The 2,776-nt window shown below is 49.1% G+C and carries 3 protein-coding genes; all 3 read right to left on the bottom strand.

The features are described 5' to 3' along the window. Positions 1 to 932 (bottom strand): lipopolysaccharide biosynthesis protein RfbH (gene rfbH / locus D6694_02365; GenBank protein RMH47263.1); only part of this gene is annotated, 932 nt, incomplete at its 3' end. Between the two features lie 3 nt (positions 933 to 935). Beyond that, positions 936 to 2,015: a CDP-glucose 4,6-dehydratase gene (gene rfbG, locus D6694_02360; protein ID RMH47264.1), complete on the bottom strand. Its 1,080-nt coding sequence runs from the start codon at positions 2,013 to 2,015 to the stop codon at positions 936 to 938. Positions 2,016 to 2,026: 11 nt separating this feature from the next. After that, the coding region (gene rfbF, locus D6694_02355; GenBank protein ID RMH47262.1) for a glucose-1-phosphate cytidylyltransferase at positions 2,027 to 2,776 on the bottom strand (750 nt) is incomplete at its 5' end.

Raw genomic sequence — 2,776 nt, 5'->3', positions numbered from 1 at the left:
TTTTCCAACTGAGCACAGCCAATCGCTGCCTGCATTTCGGTTACGCGCAAATTGAAGCCAAAGTGCGAATAAACATATTTGTGATCGTAGCCAAGGGGCAGTTCACCATACTGACGATCAAACCTATGGCCACAGGTATTATCGCTCCCTGAAGGGCACCAGCAGTCCCGTCCCCAGTCCCGAAAAGATTCGACCAGTCGCTTAAGAGTACTGTCATTCGTATAAACGGCCCCCCCCTCCCCCATCGTCATGTGGTGGGGAGGATAGAAACTCGACGTGCCAAGATGTCCGATCGTACCTGTGAAACGCCAACTTCCCTCCAAACAAAACCTCGCCCCGAGAGCATCACAGTTGTCTTCGATCAACCAAAGATCATGTTTGTCACAAAAAGCCTTGACAGCTTTTAGATCAAAAGGATTCCCCAAAGTGTGGGCGACCATAACTGCTCTGGTTTTACCGGACAACGCTTCCTCAAGTTGCGAACAATCAATATTGTAAGTCGGCAACGAAACGTCTACAAAAACGGGAATGGCACCATATTGGATGATAGGAGCAACAGTAGTTGGGAACCCGGCTGCAACTGTAATCACTTCATCGCCCTTTTTGATTCTCCGTTCACCAAGAACTGGAGATGTCAGGGCCATAAAAGCCAAAAGATTGGCTGAAGAACCCGAGTTGGTCAATGAACAGTACTTTGTCGACAGATAGGATGCAAATTTCTTTTCAAACTCATCCACATACCTACCCGCGGTGAGCCAGAAATCCAAAGAGGCATCTATCAGGTTTTCATATTCTCGATGGTCGAAAACCCGGCCACCATATGGAATACGGTCACCGGGGACAAATTCTTTCTTTCTTGCGTGTTTAAACTCATAATATTTCACAGCAGCTTCAATAACTTTTTGCCGCAAATCCCGTTCTTCAGAATTCATCAACTATGCTCCGGATGTTGCCTGATATTCGTCAATTTGGTTCATGCAAACAGTTTTGATATCCCCACCGGTGGCGTAGACACTGGTCCATTCAACAATGCTGTCCAAAGCCTTCTCCAACGACCATCGAGGTTGCCAACCAAGCCTTGCTCTTGCCTTGGAACAATCAAGTTTCAGATAGGTTGCTTCGTGGGGATGTTCTCCAACTGCAACCCGAAATCCTTTGGATCCTTGCCATGATTGGCACAAGTACCTGACAATCCATTCAACCGGTTTGGCATCGTGATCGAATGGACCGAAATTCCAGGCTTCGGCATATTTCACACCCTTTTGATACAAATTTTGGGCGAGGACAAGATAACCAGAGAGTGGTTCCAACACATGCTGCCATGGCCGAATCGCGTGCGGGTTGCGAATGACTATCTCCTTTTCGGCTAAAAAAGCTCGCACACAGTCACTGACCAAACGGTCCTGTGCCCAATCCCCCCCACCAATCACATTGCCTGCCCGCGCCGAAGCCAAACCCACTCTGTGCTCAGAAAAATTTTCCGGGTTGAAGAAAGACCTCTGATAAGCAGCCGTAACCAACTCGGAACACCCTTTGCTGCTTGAATAAGGGTCGTAGCCTCCCATTGGCTCATTTTCCCTGTATCCCCAGTGCCACTCACGATTTTCATAACATTTGTCAGAGGTAACGTTGACCACAGCGCGCACACTGTCACAGTGCCGTACAGCCTCGAGAAGATTGACGGTACCCATGACATTGACAGCATAGGTATCCGCTGGTGCACGATAGGACTCCCGCACCAACGGCTGTGCCGCAAGATGGATGACAATTTCCGGTCGGGCTTCTTCCAGAGCCAACCGAAGCCTAACACCATCTCGTACATCACCATGAACGGAATGTACCAATCCATTGACACCTGCCGTTTCAAATAAAGATGGCTGTGTAGGTGGTTCAAGGGCGTAGCCGGTTATGCGAGCACCAAGCCTGTGCAGCCAGAGGCTGAGCCAGGAGCCCTTAAAACCAGTATGACCAGTTAGAAAAACCCGACGTCCGCGCCAGAAACCCGCCTCGACCATCTCCCCTCCAATCACCATTTTACCCATGGCGCTTCCCCTTGCTGGAGCAGCCCCTCAAGGTAATTCTTGTCCCGCAAAGTATCCATCGGCTGCCAAAAACCGTCGTGCCTGTAGGCCATCAACTGTCCCTCCCGGGCCAGCCCTTCAAGAGGTTCCTGTTCGAGCACTGTGGCATCGCCCTCAATGTAATTGAGGACATCAGGTTGCATGACAAAGAAACCGGCATTGATCCAGCCACCGTCACCAGCTGGCTTTTCCTTGAAAGAGAGAACCTGGTTGCCCGGTCCCATTTTGAGAGCGCCGAATCTACCACCAGGCCGGGTGGAGGTTACAGTTGCCAATCGACCATGAGTACGGTGGTAATCAACCAGTTGTCTGATATTCACATCCCCCACACCATCTCCATAGGTCAGCAGAAATGGCTGGCCATCGAGATAGGGCCCTATCCGCTTAACCCGCCCCCCGGTCATTGTTTCTAAACCTGTATCAACCAAAGTCACGCGCCAAGGCTCTGCCCTATGATCATGCACGACCCGCTTGTTGCCGTCACGAAAATCAAATGTAACATTCGACTCATGCAAAAAATAATGTGCAAAATACTCCTTAATGGAATAGCCTTTATAGCCTAGACATATAATAAAGTCATTGAAACCATAATAAGAATAAATCTTCATAATGTGCCATAGAATTGGCCTTCCACCTAATTCAATCATAGGTTTTGGCTTCAAATGTGATTCCTCACTAATACGGGTTCCAAAACC

The sequence above is a fragment of the Gammaproteobacteria bacterium genome (assembly GCA_003696665.1).
Lineage (GTDB): Bacteria > Pseudomonadota > Gammaproteobacteria > Enterobacterales.
This window is presented reverse-complemented; position numbering and strand designations above follow the sequence as displayed.